Consider the following 2610-nt stretch of genomic DNA (forward strand, 5'->3'; position numbering starts at 1 on the left):
TTGATCTTCTCCGGGTCCCACACCGACTCGGACAGGAAGAACTGCAGCCGCTGTACCGCCGGATGCCCCGCACCCACTACCGGCTCCGCCCCGGCCAGGCAGGTCAGCGTCTTGTTCCGGTCCCGCGGGGCCAGCAGCCCGGTCAGATACTCCCGGAACCCCCGCCGCTGCCCCAACGCCGAGAACAGATCATCAAACCGGGCAGCGTAATCCTCCAACGGGMCTGGTGCCGGCGGACAGGGCAGACGTCTGGTCATGCCAGCCTCCCTCCGCTCCTRAAAGACAACCAACAGAGCAGACCTACCCGCCACAACCTTGATCCAACGAACTACCGCTAGGCGTCGACCTGGCTGCCTTGCCAGATCATCGACGGCCGGTCAGCGTCCGGGAGATATCGGCGACTGCCAGGCGGATCTGCCGCCAGATCGTGCGGTTGATCCAGCGGCACGGCTGGACGACGAGGAGGCGGAATGCGGCCGCGACCGCTCGCCAGCACCAGGCGATGGGGATGACGACCAGGATGCGTAGCACCGTGCTGATGGCCCGGACCACCGGGGCGAGGATCGTCCGCCAGCACCAGGCGAGTGGCACGACGACGAGCACCCGCAGTGCCGCCCGGACGCCCCGGAGGGTGGCCCGGACGAGCGCGGCGCACGCCCGCCAGGCCGGAACCACCAGCGTTCGGACGAACCAGCCGAGCGGACGGGCTATCAGCTGCTCGAAAAGGAACCCCAGTCCCCGCGCGAGCAGGAGGACTGCCTGCCAGACCGGGGTCAACAGCCAGCGGAGGAACGACCCGACCGCGCGGACCACCGGAGCGACGAGCCGCCGCCACATCCAGGTCAGCACTCGTCCGATTGGCTCGATGACCAGCCGCCACAGGCCGCGGGCGATCAGCCGGGCGAGCTCGTAGAGCAGCTGGCATGGCAGGACGACGACGGCGGCGACCGCCCGCGCCGGCCAGACGACGAGCACCCGGACCGGCCAGGGAACCTGACCTGGCTGCGGCGCCCGTTGATATGGAGCAGGCCCACCCGGCACAGGCGGCCGCGGCGGGCCCTGAAACGGGACAGGTCCATCCGGCACAGGAGGCTGGGACGCACGCTGGTACGGGGCGGGGGCACCCGGCGCGGGTGGGCGCGGCGGCTCTGCCCTCGGTGGGAGACCCACTCCTGACATCCCACACCTCCTACCGACCGGTAATTGCTTGACTGTATGCCCTATACCAGCAGGTTTGGTAGGACTTGTCGCAGCGTTCGCGTCGATCCGATCATCAGTTGCGTGATAGTCGGTGATTGCTTGGATCGCTCGCTGCCAGCCGGTGGGATCGACCGCCAGTCGGTGGCTCAGAGTCGTTCCGGCGTCGTCCCCGGCACGGTCATCCGGACAACAAGACGAGCCCCGTCATCTTCGACCCTGTGGGGCTCCAGAACCCCGATTTGGGCGGTGACCTGTGCGTTTGCCTGCCGGACGGGGCCCATGTCACGCAGGCTGGATGGTCATGGCGTGGTCGCTGCTCTACGCCCTGACACGCAACGCTCTCGGACTGATGCTGCTCCGCGTGCATGGCGACACCGCGAAGGACGTGGAGCTCCTCGTCCTGCGACATCAGGTGGCGGTGCTGCGACGGCAGGTGAACCGCCCGGTCCTGGAACCGAAGGATCGGGTGATCCTCGCAGCCCTGTCCAGGCTCCCGCCCCGGGCTCGGTGGGGTTCGTTCTTCGTCACCCCGGCCACCGTGCTGCGCTGGCACCGCGATCTCCTCGCCCGAAAATGGACCTACCCACGCAAGACCCCTGGGCGGCCGCCGGCCCGCCGGGAGATCCGCGAGCTGGTCCTGCGCCTCGCAAAGGAGAACCCGACCTGGGGCCACCGCAGAATCCAGGGAGAACTGATCGGGCTGGGCTACCCGGTCGGGGTCGCCACCGTCTGGCGGATCCTGCACCCGCGCCGGCGTCGACCCCGCACCCCGTCGAGCCGACGCCTCCTGGCGCACGTTCCTGCGCGCCCAGGCCTCCGGCCTGCTGGCCTGCGATTTCTTCACGGTGGACCCCGTGTTCCTCCAGCGGATCTACGTGTTCTTCGTCGTCGACCACGCCACCCGCCGTGTCCACGTCCTCGGGGCCACGAAGCATCCAACCGCGGCGTGGGTAACCCAGCAGGCACGGAACCTGCTGGGTGATCTCGACGAGTGTGACCACCGGTTCCGGTTCCTCCTCCGTGACCGCGACGCGAAGTTCACGGCTTCCTTCGACGCCGTCTTCGCCGGGGCCGGCATCGACGTGGTACGCACACCACCACAAGCCCCGCAGGCGAACACGATCGCGGAACGCCGGATCGGCACCGCCCGCCGCGAATGCACCGACCGACTACTAATCGTCTCCGAACGGCACCTGACCTCAGTTCTCGACAGCTACGCGGAGCATTTCAACACCCACCGACCTCACCGCTCCCTCGGCCAGCACCCACCCTGACTCACCACCCGTGGTCACCCCTGTACTCCGCACGTTCGCGCGGTGTCCTGAACGTGTGACTCTTTGATCTTGTGGTGTGTTGATCGCCCTGGTGTGTAGGGCTTCCGGTCTGGGACGGTTCGTCGTGTGCTGGCTG

At 68.2% G+C, this 2610-nt stretch carries 1 protein-coding gene and 2 pseudogenes; 1 reads left to right on the top strand and 2 read right to left on the bottom strand.

All coding sequences use genetic code 11. From position 1 onward, the window contains the following. A pseudogene (locus BBK14_RS12060) lies at positions 1-257 on the bottom strand (IS701 family transposase); the annotation flags it as partial. A gap of 106 nt (positions 258-363) precedes the next feature. Continuing rightward, positions 364-975: a hypothetical protein gene (locus BBK14_RS12065; protein ID WP_071062005.1), complete on the bottom strand. Its 612-nt coding sequence runs from the start codon at positions 973-975 to the stop codon at positions 364-366. Positions 976-1459: 484 nt separating this feature from the next. Here BBK14_RS12065 and BBK14_RS35130 point away from each other — a divergent pair. Continuing rightward, positions 1460-2541 (top strand): annotated as a pseudogene (locus BBK14_RS35130) (integrase core domain-containing protein). Positions 2542-2610 lie beyond the last annotated feature (69 nt).

The sequence above is a fragment of the Parafrankia soli genome, from assembly GCF_001854695.1.
In the GTDB taxonomy this organism is placed as follows: Bacteria; Actinomycetota; Actinomycetes; order Frankiales; family Frankiaceae; genus Parafrankia; species Parafrankia soli.